Below are 15,550 nucleotides of genomic sequence, written 5' to 3'. Positions count from 1 at the left end.
AATAGTCAGTAGTCGGCAGTGAGAGCGCCCTTCTTTCACTATTCACTATTCACTATTCACTATTCACTATTCACTATTCACTATTCACTATTCACTATTCACTATTCTCGCCATTCACCCATTCACCCGCCGTGCGTCGCTGACGCTCGAATTGTCCTTGAGCTGCGACAGCAGCCGGTTCAGGTGCTTCAGGTCCCAGACTTCGAGATCGATCAGCATTTCGGTGAAATCAGGCGCGGTGCGCACCATCGACAATGTATGGATGTTGGCGTCGTTGGATGCAACGACCTGCGCAATGTCGGCCAGCGAGCCCGGCGCGTTGATGGCGGTGACCGAGACGCGCGCCGGAAACCGCTCCTTGGTGCGCTCGTCAATGTCCCAGCGCACGTCGATCCAGCGTTCTGGCTGGTCGTCGAAGGCCTGCAGCGCCGGCGACTGGATCGGATAGATGGTGATGCCGGTCCCCGGCTGCACGATGCCGACGATGCGGTCGCCGGGCACGGCACCTTCCGGCGCGAAGCGCACCGGCAGGTCGCCGCGCACGCCGCGGATCGGTACGGCGCCGTCCCTTGGTTGGTCCTTGTCCTTGCGTGCGGCGCGGCCCGGAATCTGGAACAGCATGCCGGCGGCGTTGCGGATCTTCGACCAGCCCTCCTCGCGCTGCTTGGGCGCCGCCAGCGTGATGCGCTCGTCCTTGTAGTCGGGAAACACCGCCTTGATGACATCGGTAGAGGCAAGTTCGCCGCGGCCGACAGAGGCCAGCACATCCTCGATGTCCTTGCGTGCCAGCCGATGAAGCACCGATTTCAAGCTTTCCTTGGTAAAAATTTTGCCTGACCGTTCGAAGGCGCGTTCCAGTATGCGGATGCCGAGACCCGAATACTGCTTGCGGATGGCATTCTTGGTGGCGCGGCGGATCGCCGAGCGCGCCTTGCCGGTGACGACGACCGATTCCCATGCCGCCGGCGGCACCTGCGCCTTGGAGCGGATGATCTCGACCTCGTCGCCATTCTTCAGCTCGGTCATCAGCGGCATGATGCGGCCGTTGACCTTGGCGCCGACGCAGGTGTCACCGACATCGGTGTGCACCGCATAGGCGAAGTCGATCGGCGTGGCGCCGCGCGGCAGCGCGATCAGCATTCCCTTGGGCGTGAAGCAGAATACCTGGTCCTGGAACAGTTCCAGCTTGGTGTTTTCGAGGAAGTCCTCGGGATTGTCGCCTTCGGCAAGCTGCTCGATGGTGCGTCGCAGCCAGGCATAGGCGTTGGTCTCCTTCGAGATCGCATGGGCAGTGCCGTTCACCTTGCCGCCGCTGTCCTTGTAGATCGAATGCGCGGCAACGCCATATTCGGCGATCTTGTTCATCTGATAGGTGCGGATCTGCAGCTCGACGCGCTGCCGCGACGGTCCGACGATGGTGGTGTGGATCGAACGGTAGTCGTTCTGCTTCGGCGTCGAGATGTAGTCCTTGAAGCGGCCGGGCACCATCGACCACGTGGTGTGGATGGCGCCGAGCGCCCGGTAGCAGTCCTCGACGGTATCGACGACCACGCGAAAGCCGAAAATGTCGGACAGCTGCTCGAAGGACAGCGCCTTGGCCTCCATCTTGCGAAACACCGACCACGGCTTCTTCTGACGGCTCTTGACCTCGGCCTTGATCGCATATTTGTCGAACAGCGTGGATAGCGCCTTCTCGATCTCGGACAGCACATCCTTGTTGCGCTCGAAGATTTCGGCGAGCCGCGCGGTAACGGCGCGGTAGGCTTCGGGATTGATGAAGCGAAAGGCGATCTCCTCGAGCTCCTCGCGCATGCCTTGCATGCCCATGCGCCCGGCCAGCGGCGCATAGATCTCCATCGTTTCCTCGGCGATGCGCAGGCGCTTGGCTTCGGGCACATGGTCGAGGGTGCGCATGTTGTGCAAGCGGTCGGCAAGCTTGACCAGCAGCACGCGAACGTCTTCCGATATCGCCAGCAACAGCTTGCGCAGGTTTTCCGCCTGCTCGGCCTTTTTGGAGACGAGGTCGAGTTTCTTCAGCTTGGTCAGGCCTTCGACCAGCTTGCCCATTTCCGGACCGAACAGCTCGTCGATCTCGGCCCTGGTCGCCGTGGTGTCCTCGATCGTGTCGTGCAGCAAGGCAACCGCGATGGTCGCCTCATCCATGTGCATTTCGGTGAGGATGGCGGCAACTTCGAGCGGATGCGAGAAATAGGGATCGCCGGAGGCGCGCTTCTGGTGACCATGCTTCTGCATGGCGTAGACATAGGCCTTGTTGAGCAGCGCCTCGTTGACGTCAGGCTTGTAGCGCTGGACGCGCTCGACAAGCTCATACTGACGCATCATGGGCGGGATCTCGCAGTGCTGAAATGAATCATGCGCCGCACTGGCGTACGGCGCATGTCATAGATAACCACGAAACCGCCGGCGCGAAAGTGTCGGCGGCCGGTGGGAAGATCAATAATCGTCGCTTTTTTCCGGCGGCACCAGACCTTCGATGCCGGCCAGGAGGTCTTCCTCGGTCATGCGGTCGAAGGTGATGTTGTCCTCGGTGTCGTCGGCGTCGGTTGCCGCAGCGGCGGTACCGGTCTGGTCGGCGATCGCCTCGCCGTCGGCTTCCGGCTCGTCGACCTCGACATGCTTCTGCAGCGAGTGGATCAGGTCTTCCTTGAGGTCGTCGGGCGACAATGTCTCCTCGGCGATCTCGCGCAGCGCGATGACCGGATTCTTGTCGTTGTCACGAGGAACGGTGATCTGCGCGCCCTGGCTGATCTGACGGGCGCGGTGGCCGGCCAGAAGCACGAGCTCGAAGCGGTTGTTGACCTTGTCGATGCAATCTTCAACGGTTACGCGGGCCATGAGCTGCCCCTTTCATGCCTGGATTTGATGGAAAACAGGCGTGGTCCATAACCCGAACGCCGCCAAAATACAAGCTTTTTGGCAGTGCCGGACAATGCCGGGCCTGGGGGCCTGGGCCCGGGGTCTGGCCAAGGCCAGTCTGGGCGCGCGCAGCCTGCGACATGCGGCACCGATCACAATTGCTTGCTATGCAGCATCATACCCTTGGATTGCCGTAAAACCGGCGTTATCTCGAATGACGAAGGTCAGCCGGTTATTTCAAGCCGACCGATAGTCACGCGCATTTAGACGACCGCTTATTTTCGAAAAGGAATATTTCCATGTTCGACCCTCGTGAGAAAATCGCTCTTTTCATCGACGGTGCCAATCTTTACGCCACGTCGCGCGCGCTCGGCTTCGACATCGACTACCGCAGGCTTTTGTCGAACTTCCAGAAGCGCGGCTACCTGCTGCGTGCCTACTACTACACCGCGCTGGTCGAGGATCAGGAATATTCCTCGATCCGGCCGCTGATCGATTGGCTCGACTATAATGGCTTCAAGGTGGTGACCAAGCCGGCCAAGGAGTTCACCGACTCGACCGGCCGCCGCAAGATCAAGGGCAATATGGACATCGAGCTGACCGTCGATGCACTGGAACTCGCCGATGTCGTCGACCACTATGTCATCTTTTCCGGCGACGGCGATTTCCGCACGCTGGTCGAGGCGCTGCAGCGGCGCGGGCGCAAGGTCTCGATCGTCTCGACCATGGCTTCGCAGCCGCCGATGATTTCCGACGACCTGCGCCGCCAGGCGGATCATTTCATCGACCTGGTGACCTTGAAGAGCGATGTCGGCCGCGATCCGTCCGAGCGGCCGGTGCGCCGGCCCGAACCGGCCGAAGTCGACGAGGACGAGTATTGACGGCGGCGGCCCCGACCGCTCCCCTGGTCGCGTCCTCCGAGCCCGATCGCGATTGCCCGCTCTGCCCGCGGCTGCATGATTTTATCGCGCTATGGCGGCAGCGCGAGCCGTCCTGGTTCAATGCACCAGTGCCGACCTTCCTGCCACCCGAGGGCGAGGATGCGGTGCGGCTGCTGATCGTCGGACTGGCGCCGGGCCTGCGCGGCGCAAACCGCACCGGACGCCCCTTCACCGGCGATTTTGCCGGCGACCTGCTCTACAACACGCTGATCGCACACGGCTTTGCCCGTGGCCAATTCAAGGCGCGGCCCGATGACGGGCTGGAGCTTGTCGGCACGGCGATTACCAATGCAGTTCGCTGCGTGCCGCCGGACAACAAGCCGGCGGGCGCCGAGATTGCCACCTGCCGGACGTTCCTGGTGCCGACGATCGCGCGGTTCAAGAACCTGCGCGCCGTGCTGGCGCTGGGCTCGATCGCGCACCAGTCGACCGTGCGGGCGCTCGGCCAGCGTGTCGCCGCTTATCCGTTCAAGCATGGCGGGCAGCAGCAAACCAATGGCGTGACGCTGTTTTCCAGCTATCATTGCTCGCGCTACAACACCAACACCGGCGTGCTGACGGAGGCAATGTTCGTCAACGTCTTCAGGGAGATAGCGGCGTTTCTGGAGAGATAGATTCGGGCGGTGACGCAAACAGCTCGGCCAATTTCTCCGGCCCGCCCTGAAGCACATTCAGATCGACATCGCCGGTGATGCCGTCGACGCGACCGCTGTCGTGATACTGCCAATAGATCCAGTCGTCATGACCTGGCTGCAGCGCCAGCGAACGAACCCAGCGCCGGCGACCGACGATCTGGCCGGCATAGGCCCGTGCCGCGTCGTCGGTCACATAGAGGATCGCCGACTTGCCGAAAGCTGCCTCGACAGGGCCGAGGAAAGCCGAGAGTTCAACGCTCAATGCTTCGGGCGATGGCCGCCGCGGGCAATTGCCGACGAATTCGATATCCACCACCGGCGGCAGCAGCGTTTGATCGCGCGGCACGACGGAGATGAAATTCTTCGCCTGATCGGCGCCAGGCCTGCAGAAGGTGAAGAAATGATAGGCGCCGACCGCCAGACCAGCCGCACGCGCCTCGCTCAGATTGGCGGCGAAGGCATCGTCGACATGGTCGCCGCCTTCAGTTGCCTTGATGATGGCGAAGGCGACATCATCGGCGGCAACACGCCGCCAGTCGATCTGTCGTTGATGATGCGAAACGTCGATGCCCCTGACCGGATATTTGCCGCGGTCCGGAGAAAACGGTTGGAAGTAGAAATAGCCGGCGGCCGTGACAAGGCACGCCAGGATCAGGCTGGCCGCCCCCCAAAGGACAATCCGGTACCTCATCCGGTTCTTCAAAAGAGGCCTATCCCTGTTGAACCGCCCTGCCCTCCGCTAAGGCTCCGGGCGTTCGTCGCTCGAAAAGCCAAATCGTTGGCTTTTCGTCCGCTTCGCGGACCGCTCCTCACCCACGCTCCTTCAGCAGCCGGCCCTTTTCGCGCGACCAGTCGCGCTGCTTTTCGGTCTCGCGCTTGTCGTGCAGTTTCTTGCCGCGGCCGACGGCGAGCAAAAGCTTCGCCCTGCCTTTTTCATTGAAATAGATTTTTAGCGGCACCAGCGTCATGCCTTCGCGATCGACACTCTGCGACAGCTTGGCCATCTCGCGCTTGTTGAGCAGGAGTTTGCGGCGCCGGCGCGGCTCATGGTTGAAGCGGTTGGCCTGCAGATATTCCGGCAGATAGGAGTTGATCAGCCAGATCTCGCCGCCCTCGACTGAGGCGTAGCTGTCCTGGATGTTGGCCTGGCCCTGGCGCAGCGACTTCACCTCGGTGCCGGTCAGCACCAGGCCGGCCTCGATCGTGTCGAGCACCTCATAGGAAAACCGCGCCTTGCGGTTTTCCGCAACGGTCTTGTTGTTGGGATCGGCTTTTCTGACCTGGTTCATGACGACTAGAGTCCGTTTCGAAACTCGCTCCTGCGAGTCAGATGATGGTGGCACTAGAGCGCCGCGCGTTTTTTAAACGCGCAAAGGACGCTCTAGAAGTCTGAGTTTGCGCATGGTCCTTTCCGAAAGCGAACGCTTTCGGGGCCATGCGAGAACCGGAGCGGAGCGTACATATAGTACGTGAGCACCGGAAGCGCAGGTGACGCCTTCAGTTGGCCGCAGGAGTAGAGTTTCCAAACGGGCTCGCTAGTTAATCAAGCCGGCGTGCTTCATGGCCGCATCGATCTTCTCGGCGGTCGACTGCTCGACGGTGACCAGCGGCGAACGCAGCACATTCTCGACCTTGCCGAGCTTCGACAGCGCATATTTTGCGCCGGACACGCCGGGTTCCAGGAAAATCGCCTTGTGCAGCGGCAGCAGGCGGTCCTGCAAGTCCAGCGCCTTGGCGTTGTCGCCGGAAAGCGTCGCCTCCTGGAATTCGGCGCACAGCCGCGGCGCGACATTCGCCGTCACCGAGATGCAGCCGACGCCGCCATGGGCGTTGAAGCCGAGCGCCGAGGCGTCCTCGCCGGAAAGCTGGATGAAATCCTTGCCGCAGGTGGCACGCTGCTCGGAAACCCGCTCGACCTTGCCGGTGGCGTCCTTGACGCCGACGATGTTCTTGAAGTCATGCACCAGCTGGCCCATCGTCTCGGGCATCATGTCGATCACCGAGCGCGGCGGAATGTTGTAGATGATGATCGGCAGGCTGGTCGCTTTGGCGACGGCAGCGAAATGCGCATAGAGGCCGCGCTGCGTCGGCCGGTTGTAGTAGGGCGTGACGACGAGTGCCGCGTCGGCGCCCGCCTTCTCGGCATATTGCACCAGGCCAACCGCCTCCTCGGTGTTGTTGGAGCCGGCGCCGGCGACGACCGGAACGCGGCCCTTTGCCACCTCGACGCACACTTTGACGACGTGGCGGTGCTCGTCATGCGACAGCGTCGGCGACTCGCCGGTGGTGCCGACCGGAACCACGCCGGTCGTGCCTTCAGCGATCTGCCAGGCGATGAAGGCGCGAAACGCTTTCTCGTCGAAACGGCCGCTCTTTTCGAACGGTGTCACGAGCGCGGTAAGCGAGCCTCTCAGCATGTCGTCCAACTCCTTGGGACTGGCGCACGAGCCCGAAAATCGGAGCCGATTCACGGAAAGATCATGCGCCAAATTTAAAGTGTCACAGCGTCCTTTGCGCGTCCGAGACGACGCACGGCGCTGCAGGTGTTTTGTCGTGCGCGCCTTCTAGCCGAAAGCGAAGCGGCGCACCATAGTCTCGACATTGTTGCGCGGCAAGCATGCCAAGAATGTCAGCAAGCGCAATTTTGAACGACTTCGATGGCCCCGTTTACAGGCTCTTCACCACAGCCAACTAGGCTTCAGTTGATCTGTGCCTGTTGGTGATTGTGCAAGACAGGAAATGATGAAGACGATGCCGACCCGGCAGCCTCATTTTTTCGCGCTGCTTGGCGCAATTCTCCTGTTGACGCCGACCCTTGTGGCCGCCGGCAAGGTCGATGTACAGGTCACGTCGACCATTCCGAAGCCAAACCTGCAGGATACCGGCCTGCAGGGTCCGCAATCCCCTCCCGCCAGCGTCGCCAGGTTGAAGAGCGGCCTCGATGCGCTGGCGGCAAACGACGTTGCCGGTGCGCGCCAGGTGCGCGACGCCCTGCCGGTCAATTCGCTCGACCAGCACATCCTTGCCTGGGCGATCGCGTTCTATGGCGGCGACAGGGTGCCAAGCGGCGACATCGCCAATGCTGCGAAAATGCTGCCGAAATGGCCGGGCATGATCGCCTTGCGCAAGAACAGCGAGCGCGCGCTCTACCGCGAGAACCCCGTGCCTGAGATCGTGGTGCAGGCATTCGGCGGCAGCCAGCCGCAAACAGCCGAGGGCGTGGTGATCCTCGCCCGCTCCTATGTCTCGCAGGGCAACGTCCAGGCGGCGCGCTCGGTGCTGTCGCCTTTCTGGCGCACCGAAAAACTGCAAGCCAGGGACGAGGCGGCGATCATCCAGGAATTCGGCACGCTGATCCCCGCAGCAGACCACCGTTTCCGCATGGAGCGCATGTTTTATGCCGACCGGGTCAGTTCGGCGCTGCGCGTCGCCGGCCTTGCCGGCGCCCGGCAGCTGGCCGACGCCTGGGCCGCGGCGGACAAGGGCGACAAGAATGCGGTCGACAAGAACGCGGCCAGACTGCTGAAGGCGGTGCCCGCCGCGCAGCGTTCGGCCGGCTATCTCTTCGCCCAAGCCCAATATCTGCGCAAGCAGCAGAAGTTTTCCGACGCCGCCGCAATGGTGATGAAGGCGCCGAGCGACCGCAACGCTCTGATCGACCCGGATGCCTGGTGGGCCGAGCGCCGGGTTCTGTCGCGCGAACTGGTCGACCAGGGCGACATGAAGACCGCCTACAGGATAGTCGCCGCACACGCCGGCGAAACTGCTGCCAACGCGGCGGATGCGGAGTTTCATGCCGGCTGGTACGCGCTGCGCGGCCTCAACGATCCCACCACCGCTGCCAAGCATTTTGAGCGGATCGCCGGTCTCGCGCAGGGGCCGATATCGCTGTCGCGCGCCTACTATTGGCTCGGCCGTACGGCCGAAGCCGGCGGCCCCGGCAGCGCCAGGGATTATTTTAGCCGTGCCGCCGCCTACGGCACGACGTTCTACGGCCAGCTCGCCGGTGAGCGCGTCGGCCGGCAGGTCCTCAACATCGCCCATCCGCAGCCGAGCGCCAGCGATCACCGGAATTTTTCCAGCCGCGAGGCGGTCTGCGCCATCAGGCGACTGCAGCAGGCGGGCTATCAGCGCTACGCCGACACGCTTTACCGCGACCTCGCCGGACAGTTGAGCAGTCCCGGAGAGCTGGCGCTGCTGGCCGCGATGGCGGAAAAGCAGGGCAATCACTTCCTGGCGCTGAAGGTCGGCAAGATCGCCGGCGCGCGCGGCATCGATGTCGGGGCGCTGTCGCATCCGCTCGGCGCCATTCCCGAGACCGCCAACATTTCCGGCTCCGGCAAGGCGCTGGCCTATGCGATCGCCCGCCAGGAAAGCGAGTTCAACATCGGCGCCGTCTCCAGCGCCGGCGCACGTGGCCTGCTGCAGCTGATGCCGGCGACCGCCAGGCAATTGGCTGACAAGGCCGGAATGACCTTCTCGCAGGCGCGGCTGACCACCGACGCCGGCTACAATGCGACCCTGGGCGCCGCCTTCCTCGGCGAGCAGCTCGGCCGCTTCGACGGCTCCTATGTGCTGACCTTCGCCGGCTACAATGCCGGCCCCGGCCGCGCCGCCCAGTGGGTGGCCAGATACGGCGACCCGCGCGGCAAGGACATCGACGCCGTCATCGACTGGATCGAGCGGATTCCCTATACCGAAACAAGAAGTTACGTCCAGCGCGTGATGGAGAATTACGAAGTCTACAAGATGCGTATTTCCGGCAAGTACGACATTGTCGGGGACCTGGTGAACGGGCGGAGTTGATCCGTCCAGCGTTCGGGCGAAGCACCCCCCTCTGCCCTGCCGGGCATCTCCCCCGCAAGGGGGGAGATCGGATGTCACGGTGGCTTTCGCCAATCTCCAGCGTTTGAGAGAAGGCGAGGCGTTGAAACCGCCGATCTCCCCCCTTGCGGGGGAGATGTCCGGCAGGACAGAGGGGGGTACTGTCCCGCAGACACATCTCGCCTGTAGCAATCAGCACAATCCAGAGGAATCGAGTCCCAAAATGTCGAGCGGTTTTTCCGACTTCTTCTACGCCTCGCCGGACGGGCTTGAACTCCACGCCCGCATCTATGGCGAAGCGAATTCCGGCCACTGGCCGGTCGTCTGCCTGCCTGGCCTGACCCGCAATAGCCGCGATTTTCATGAGCTGGCGCTGCATCTGTCCCGGCGGGCGCAAACGCCGCGAAAAATCGTCGCTTTCGACTATCGCGGGCGCGGGCAATCCGCCTACGACCCCGATATCGGCCACTACAATATCGGCGTCGAAGCCGGTGATATCCTCGCCGGGTTGGCGGCGCTGGGCATCGAGGAAGCGGCGTTCATCGGCACGTCACGCGGCGGGCTGATCATCCATGTGCTTGGCGTGATGCGGCCGGCAGTCCTGCGGGCTATCGTGCTCAACGATATCGGCCCGGTGCTCGAGGCCGGCGGTCTCGCCCATATCCGCTCCTATCTCGAGCGCGCGCCGAAGCCGAAAACCCACGCCGAGGCCGTCGGCGCCCAGCGCGGCGCGCATGGCAGCGACTTTCCTGCCCTGACCGAGGCGGATTGGGAGCGGATGGCAGCGGCGCTCTACCGAGATACGGGTGGAGGATTATTGCCGGATTTCGATCCGAATCTGGTCGAGACGCTGGCGGGACTCGACCTGACCCAGAAGCTGCCAGACGTGTGGCCGCAGTTCGAGGCACTGGCGGCAATACCCTTGCTCGCCATCCGCGGCGCCAATTCGAAGCTGCTGTCCGCCGAGACCTTCGAACAGATGCGAAACCGTCATCCTTGTGTCGAGACGATCACGGTCGAAGGCCAGGGCCATGCGCCTTTCCTCGAGACCGGCGGCCTGCCCGGCGCCATCGCCGCTTTTCTGGACAGGACCGAGCAACGCTTCGCCGGGAGCCGGTTTTTTCAACGATAATGGGTCAGGCTTGTTGATTGTGCCGGCGCTTTTCTTTATCCACCAGCGCAACGGAGAGGTGGCCGAGTGGTCGAAGGCGCTCCCCTGCTAAGGGAGTAGAGGTCAAAAGCTTCTCGTGGGTTCGAATCCCATCCTCTCCGCCATCCCGCTTCGCGCTTCGCGCTCGCCGCTTTTCGCCATGCGGCGATTCTGCGGCAATGCCTTGGCCGGCGACTCACAGACATCGCCGCAATTGCGGCAGGCAATTGCCGGAATCGGCCGGATTGCAAGGGCTGGCCCAATGGGTCTCCAACCTGTCTCCGGCGGCGCAATGGTTAACGGGAGCTTTCCGAGTGAGGCCAAATCGTGTCATTTGTGCAACAAGGCAGGGTGATAGCGCCTGCACAGACCTTTCGCCGATGCGATGGTTGTTGAACGCCGCCGCCTCATGGGTAATGTCGGGTTCGAAGGAGCGGCGCGGTGCGCATCTTTTTCGGTAGTGGGGATGGGGCAGGGAACGCTGTCCTTCAGCAAAGAATACCCAGACCCGTTTTTTAACTTTTGACTGGAGGTCAGAAAATGAACATCAAGAGCCTTCTTCTTGGCTCCGCTGCGGCTCTGGTCGCAGTTTCCGGTGCGCGCGCCGCCGACGCCGTCGTCGTCGCCGAGCCGGAACCCGCTGAATACGTCCGCATCTGCGACGTCTACGGCGCTGGCTATTTCTACATCCCCGGCACCGAGACCTGCCTGCGCATCGGCGGCTATGTCCGCTACGACATCGGCGTCGGCGACGTCGGCTCGTTCGACGGTGCCGAGAACTTCGACGTCGAGGACGGCGACATCCAGGACACGTACTACAAGCAGGCCCGCTTTAACCTGAAGACCTGGACCGGCCAGGAAACCGAGCTCGGCACCTTGAAGACCTACACCGAGACCCGCTTCAACTTCGGCAACCGGAACCGGCACGTCAGCAGCACATACGTCCCCGGTCCCGATCCGGACGGCGCCGGTCCGCTGCCCGCGCTGCCAGGTGAGACTATCATTGTCGCTAACCCTGCCGAGAACAAAGGCATTTCGCTGAACTTCGCCTGGATCCAGCTCGGCGGCCTGCGCGTCGGTAAAGACGAATCGGCCTACGATACGTTCATCGGCTACGCCGGCAACGTCATCCAGGATACGCTGGTTCCCTACGGCGGTTTCGACACCAACGTCGTCCAGTACTACTTCGACGCCGGCAATGGCTTCTCGGCCGTGGTCTCGCTCGAACAAGGTTATGGCGACTTCACGATCGACAGCTATGTTCCGCATGTTGTCGGCGGCGTGAAGTGGACGCAGGGCTGGGGCGCCATCACCGGCGTCATTGCTTACGACGCCAACTACGAAGAAGTGGCCGGCAAGGTTCGCCTCGACGTCACCCCAATGGAGAACCTGTCGCTGTTCATCATGGCCGGCTACGGCACTGACGACAACTACGAGGATCCCGGCTTCGCAACACCCGTCGCCGGCGGCCGCGGCATGTACAAGCTGTGGAGCGGCAACTGGGCGGTCTGGGGCGGTGGCACCTACACCATCAACGAGAAGACCTCGTTCAATACCCAGATCTCGTATGACGAAGGCGAAAACCTCGGCATCGCTGCCAACATCGCCTATGACATCGTTCCGGGCCTGACGATCACGGCCGAAGTCGATTACCTGCACGCCGGCGACTTCGACGAGCCCGACTTCTCCAACTGGACCGGTGCGGACGACGAAGACAGCCTCGGCGGCATGCTCCGCTTCCAGCGCTCGTTCTAATTAGCAGCGTTTGACTGAACTCGAACCCGGCGGGCAACCGCCGGGTTTTTTTCGTGTCGGCGTGGCTGTCAAGGCCGGAATGCTTGGGGGCGCCGATACTCAGCCGACAACTGCGCAGAACGAAGTCAGCAGCGATCCTTCGCGCCCCCCTCTGTCCTGCCGGACAGGGCTCTTCCTTCTCCCCCTGTGGGAGAAGGTGGATTGGCGCGCAGCGCCAAGACGGTTGAGGGGTGTTGGACGGAGTGCCGGCGGTGCCAAGCTGGAGCACCCCTCATCCGACCGAGCTTCGCTCGGCCACCTTCTCCCACAAGGGGAGAAGGAAGAGCCCCGGTCAAATCTCAGCAAGATCGCCCAGCGACTGTATCAGCGGCTGAATTTCGTTTTCATAATTCTTCCAGCGCTTGACCGACGATTTGTAGATCGGTTGGCGAACCTGCCAGCGGCTGGGCGTGTTGACCGAACCATCCCTGTCGAAAAAGCGCAGGCAGGCGTCATCCCAAGGCAGCCCGAGATAACCTATCAGGCGGCGTGACTGGGCTTCCTGGTCGTCGACCAGCGCTTCGTAGCGGTTTTCGAAGATAAGGCCTGGAAAGACCTCGTTCCAGTGCCGCATCAGGCGGTCATATTCGCGATAGTACAGGCCTAGTGTTGTCAGGTCGGTGTTGTAGCTGTGTGCCTCGCTGAAGTTGAGGACGAAGCAGGAGACGCAATTGTCGATGGCATCACGTCGGCAATGAATGATGCGCGCGTTGGGGAAAAGAAGCCCGATAAGGCCGATCAGTTCAAAATTGTGCGGCGTCTTGTCCACGACGCGAAGTGCGGCAGGCGCCCGCTCCCGCAAATAGGACAGATGCTCTTCGGCCAAGGTTCTGGACAGGTCTTCCGTGATCGAGGTGATCGGCTGGTTCAAATCACCAGCCGATGATGTCTTGAGGCCGATCGCATTAGCAACCCGACTCAGTTTGCTAAGCTCCCCTGCGCCATGAATGTCGGGATGGCTGGCGCAGATCTGCTCGGTGAGCGTGGTCCCCGAGCGGGGCATGCCAACCACGAACACAGGCGCGTCGGAAGGATTTCCATAGCCGGCCCTGGCAGCCAAAAAGTCCGGCGTGACGGTTTCAATCATTGAATCGACCCACCGACGATACAGATCGATATCGAACCTTTGGCCGGAGGCCTGTTTCGCCTTGTTGAAATGGTCGAATGCCTCGTCATAGCGCTTGAGATCGTTCAGCACCTTGCCGGCGGCGTGATGGAGTTGCTGCGCGCCTTCCGAACCAAGTTTCGGATTGCCGAGCTCACGAAGGATGGACTCTAGCTCCTCGGGCTCCTCGGTGAAGTTTCGCGTCTGTACAAGGTCGTTGTAGGCAGAAGGCACGCCAATACGACGTGCGATTGCTTCTCTCAGATAGGCGGCGGCTTCATCCATACGCCCCAGGCCGCTGAGCGCGCTGGCCAGCCCGGCTCGCACCTTGGGATGATCGCGGTTGATTTTCAGCGCCTTCTCGTAAAGCGGCAAAGCCATGTCGGGCTTGTCGAACGCCGTGTAAGTACGCCCCAATGCACAAAGTGCTTCGATAAGGCCGGGCTTCAGTTCCAGGGCATACTGCATATGCTTGATTGCTGGCGCATACTCGCTGACCTTCACATAGGCCTCGCCCAGGCTGAGGTGGTAGTAGGGGTTTTTAGGTTCCTCGCCGACCGCCCGTGCGAAATATCGCAAAGCCCGCTCATCGTCGTAACCCAGGTATATGGTCCCCAGGATGTACAAGGCGAGCGGATGGTTTGGCGTGCGCTCCAGAACCCGAAGGCATAGGTCCTGAGCCTCGTCGAGCCGCTTGGCCTGCTGAAAGGCATATGCCTGTTTCAGCAATGCGTCGTCGGCCTGCGCACGCGATTGGGCGCTTGCTTTCTGCGGGCTCACCAAAGGCTTCACTATCGGCCCCTTCACTTTTGGCGCGGGTCCGGGCTTGATGTGCTTTGACCAGGCAGGCGGGAGTCGATTGTTCATGATATCTCGCTAGCAAAAAGAAATATCTCGCTAGCAAAAAGTGCGGTGGGAATCCAGCATGCTGGCTGCAGCCAAGGCGGGAGCTTGCGCGGTTACCTGTGCCGCGCTAGCAAGAAGGCCCTTTTCGAGCGAGCCCCTTTTCGAGCGAGCCTTTGCCATGCGCCAGCGCCCTCCCCTCACGCCGATCGTCAGCGCGCTTCCTTCGACGGTGCCGTTTGTCGGCCCGGAGGCGCAGGAGCGGGATCGCGGCCGCGCGTTTCGCGCCCGCATCGGCGCCAATGAGAGCAGTTTTGGCCCCTCACCGCGCGTCATAGCCCGCATGGCCGGCATCGCCCGCGACATGTGGATGTATTGTGATCCCGACAATCACGATTTGAAGGTGACCGTTGCCGCGCATCTTGGCGTTGGTGCCGAAAACGTGGTGGTCGGCGAAGGCATAGACGGGTTACTCAGCCTGGTGGCGCGCATGTATGTGGCATCTGGCGACGCGGTGGTCACCTCGCTCGGCGCCTATCCGACCTTCAATTTCCATATTGCCGGCGTCGGCGGCCGGCTGGTCGCGGTCCCCTACGAGAACGACCGGGAAAGCCTGGACGGCCTGTTGGCTGCGATCACCAGGGACAAAGCGCCGCTGGTCTACCTGTCCAATCCGGACAATCCGATGGGCAGTTGGTGGGAGGCGGCGGAGCTCATCCGCTTCATCGAAGCCCTGCCGGAGACCACCATGCTGGTGCTCGACGAGGCCTATGGCGAATTGGGCCCTGCCTCGGCGCTGCCGCCGATCGACGTGTCGCGGCCGAACGTCATCCGCATGCGCACCTTCTCGAAAGCCTACGGGCTGGCCGGCATACGCTGCGGCTATGCGGTGGCCGACGCCCAGGTGATCCGCGATTTCGAGAAGATCCGCAACCACTACGGCGTCAGCCGCATGGCGCAGATCGCCGGCGTCGAGGCGCTGGCCGATCAGGATTATCTGCAAAGCGTGGTGGCGCGCGTCGCTTCCGGCCGCCGGCGCATCGCTGAAATAGCCGAAGCGAACGGGCTGAAGCCGCTGCCCTCAGCTACCAATTTCGTCACCATAGACTGCGGCGGCGACGGCGCCTTCGCGCTGAAGGTGCTGCAGGCGCTTTTGTCGCGCGATGTGTTCATCCGCAAGCCGATGGTGCCGGTGCTCGACCGCTGCATCAGGGTCAGCGTCGGCCTCGACCACGAGCTCGACATTTTTGCCGAGGAATTGCCGGGTGCGCTGGCGGCGGCACGGGGGAACTGAAAGGCGCTCTTCCTTCTCCCCTTGTGGGAGAAGGTGGATCGGCGCGCAGCGCCGAGACGGTTGAGGGGTGTTGGACGGAGTGCTGTC

12 protein-coding genes and 1 tRNA gene are annotated in these 15,550 nt (G+C 62.3%); 7 read left to right on the top strand and 6 right to left on the bottom strand.

The window, feature by feature from the left end:
• Nucleotides 1–114 precede the first annotated feature (114 nt).
• Both AC0L2A_RS27460 and rpoZ read right to left on the bottom strand, forming a co-directional pair.
• Complete coding sequence (locus tag AC0L2A_RS27460; RefSeq protein ID WP_473611454.1) at nt 115–2,343, bottom strand: RelA/SpoT family protein; 2,229 nt, start codon at nt 2,341–2,343, stop codon at nt 115–117.
• Nucleotides 2,344–2,454: 111 nt separating this feature from the next.
• Nucleotides 2,455–2,856, bottom strand: a complete 402-nt coding sequence (rpoZ, locus tag AC0L2A_RS27455; protein WP_023800772.1) for a DNA-directed RNA polymerase subunit omega — start codon at nt 2,854–2,856, stop codon at nt 2,455–2,457.
• 320 nt (nt 2,857–3,176) lie between these two features.
• On the opposite strand from rpoZ, the gene AC0L2A_RS27450 reads away from it, so the two are divergent.
• Both AC0L2A_RS27450 and AC0L2A_RS27445 read left to right on the top strand, forming a co-directional pair.
• Entirely contained in the window at nt 3,177–3,758 is a 582-nt protein-coding gene (locus AC0L2A_RS27450) for a LabA-like NYN domain-containing protein (protein ID WP_027152732.1), read from the top strand.
• Nucleotides 3,755–4,432 (top strand): uracil-DNA glycosylase, encoded by a 678-nt coding sequence (locus tag AC0L2A_RS27445; RefSeq protein ID WP_473611453.1) that lies wholly within the window; start codon nt 3,755–3,757, stop codon nt 4,430–4,432. Before AC0L2A_RS27450 ends, AC0L2A_RS27445 begins: the two co-directional genes overlap by 4 nt.
• Here AC0L2A_RS27445 and AC0L2A_RS27440 read toward each other — a convergent pair.
• The 3 genes from AC0L2A_RS27440 to dapA form a co-directional block, all read right to left on the bottom strand.
• On the bottom strand, nt 4,401–5,144 hold the full coding sequence (locus tag AC0L2A_RS27440) for a glycoside hydrolase family 25 protein (RefSeq protein ID WP_473611451.1): 744 nt from the start codon (nt 5,142–5,144) through the stop codon (nt 4,401–4,403). The genes AC0L2A_RS27445 and AC0L2A_RS27440 overlap by 32 nt on opposite strands.
• A gap of 118 nt (nt 5,145–5,262) precedes the next feature.
• Complete coding sequence (gene smpB, locus AC0L2A_RS27435; protein ID WP_128172698.1) at nt 5,263–5,742, bottom strand: SsrA-binding protein SmpB; 480 nt, start codon at nt 5,740–5,742, stop codon at nt 5,263–5,265.
• Nucleotides 5,743–5,988: 246 nt separating this feature from the next.
• Nucleotides 5,989–6,870: a 4-hydroxy-tetrahydrodipicolinate synthase gene (gene dapA / locus AC0L2A_RS27430; RefSeq protein WP_023800777.1), complete on the bottom strand. Its 882-nt coding sequence runs from the start codon at nt 6,868–6,870 to the stop codon at nt 5,989–5,991.
• Between the two features lie 334 nt (nt 6,871–7,204).
• On the opposite strand from dapA, the gene AC0L2A_RS27425 reads away from it, so the two are divergent.
• The 4 genes from AC0L2A_RS27425 to AC0L2A_RS27410 all read left to right on the top strand — a co-directional run bounded on the left by AC0L2A_RS27425 (nt 7,205) and on the right by AC0L2A_RS27410 (nt 12,182).
• A complete protein-coding gene (locus AC0L2A_RS27425) occupies nt 7,205–9,259 on the top strand; it encodes a lytic transglycosylase domain-containing protein (protein WP_473611450.1) in 2,055 nt (684 codons plus the stop codon).
• A 241-nt stretch (nt 9,260–9,500) separates the two neighbouring features.
• A complete protein-coding gene (locus AC0L2A_RS27420) occupies nt 9,501–10,409 on the top strand; it encodes an alpha/beta fold hydrolase (protein ID WP_473611449.1) in 909 nt (302 codons plus the stop codon).
• 52 nt (nt 10,410–10,461) lie between these two features.
• Nucleotides 10,462–10,552, top strand: a tRNA-Ser gene (locus AC0L2A_RS27415).
• A gap of 415 nt (nt 10,553–10,967) precedes the next feature.
• Nucleotides 10,968–12,182, top strand: a complete 1,215-nt coding sequence (locus AC0L2A_RS27410) for a porin (RefSeq protein WP_473611447.1) — start codon at nt 10,968–10,970, stop codon at nt 12,180–12,182.
• A 331-nt stretch (nt 12,183–12,513) separates the two neighbouring features.
• On the opposite strand, the gene AC0L2A_RS27405 is transcribed toward AC0L2A_RS27410, so the two are convergent.
• Nucleotides 12,514–14,193, bottom strand: a complete 1,680-nt coding sequence (locus AC0L2A_RS27405) for a tetratricopeptide repeat-containing sulfotransferase family protein (RefSeq protein ID WP_473611446.1) — start codon at nt 14,191–14,193, stop codon at nt 12,514–12,516.
• Nucleotides 14,194–14,350: 157 nt separating this feature from the next.
• Here AC0L2A_RS27405 and AC0L2A_RS27400 point away from each other — a divergent pair, with 157 nt between their 5' ends.
• Nucleotides 14,351–15,463 carry a pyridoxal phosphate-dependent aminotransferase gene (locus AC0L2A_RS27400; protein WP_473611445.1) on the top strand — a complete coding sequence of 371 codons (1,113 nt, stop codon included), beginning with the start codon at nt 14,351–14,353 and terminating at the stop codon, nt 15,461–15,463.
• Nucleotides 15,464–15,550: the final 87 nt, after the last annotated feature.

This window comes from Mesorhizobium sp. WSM4844 (assembly GCF_055811775.1).
Note: the sequence above shows the minus strand (reverse complement) of the source record. Positions and strands in the feature narration are given on the sequence as shown.

Coding starts and splice junctions, on each gene's coding strand:
- dapA (WP_023800777.1), bottom strand. CDS start 6,870: ATGCTGAGAGGCTCGCTTACCGCGCTCGTGACACCGTTCGAAAAGAGC.
- AC0L2A_RS27425 (WP_473611450.1), top strand. CDS start 7,205: ATGCCGACCCGGCAGCCTCATTTTTTCGCGCTGCTTGGCGCAATTCTC.
- AC0L2A_RS27410 (WP_473611447.1), top strand. CDS start 10,968: ATGAACATCAAGAGCCTTCTTCTTGGCTCCGCTGCGGCTCTGGTCGCA.
- AC0L2A_RS27400 (WP_473611445.1), top strand. CDS start 14,351: ATGCGCCAGCGCCCTCCCCTCACGCCGATCGTCAGCGCGCTTCCTTCG.
- rpoZ (WP_023800772.1), bottom strand. CDS start 2,856: ATGGCCCGCGTAACCGTTGAAGATTGCATCGACAAGGTCAACAACCGC.
- AC0L2A_RS27440 (WP_473611451.1), bottom strand. CDS start 5,144: ATGAGGTACCGGATTGTCCTTTGGGGGGCGGCCAGCCTGATCCTGGCG.
- AC0L2A_RS27460 (WP_473611454.1), bottom strand. CDS start 2,343: ATGATGCGTCAGTATGAGCTTGTCGAGCGCGTCCAGCGCTACAAGCCT.
- AC0L2A_RS27405 (WP_473611446.1), bottom strand. CDS start 14,193: ATGAACAATCGACTCCCGCCTGCCTGGTCAAAGCACATCAAGCCCGGA.
- AC0L2A_RS27420 (WP_473611449.1), top strand. CDS start 9,501: ATGTCGAGCGGTTTTTCCGACTTCTTCTACGCCTCGCCGGACGGGCTT.
- smpB (WP_128172698.1), bottom strand. CDS start 5,742: ATGAACCAGGTCAGAAAAGCCGATCCCAACAACAAGACCGTTGCGGAA.
- AC0L2A_RS27450 (WP_027152732.1), top strand. CDS start 3,177: ATGTTCGACCCTCGTGAGAAAATCGCTCTTTTCATCGACGGTGCCAAT.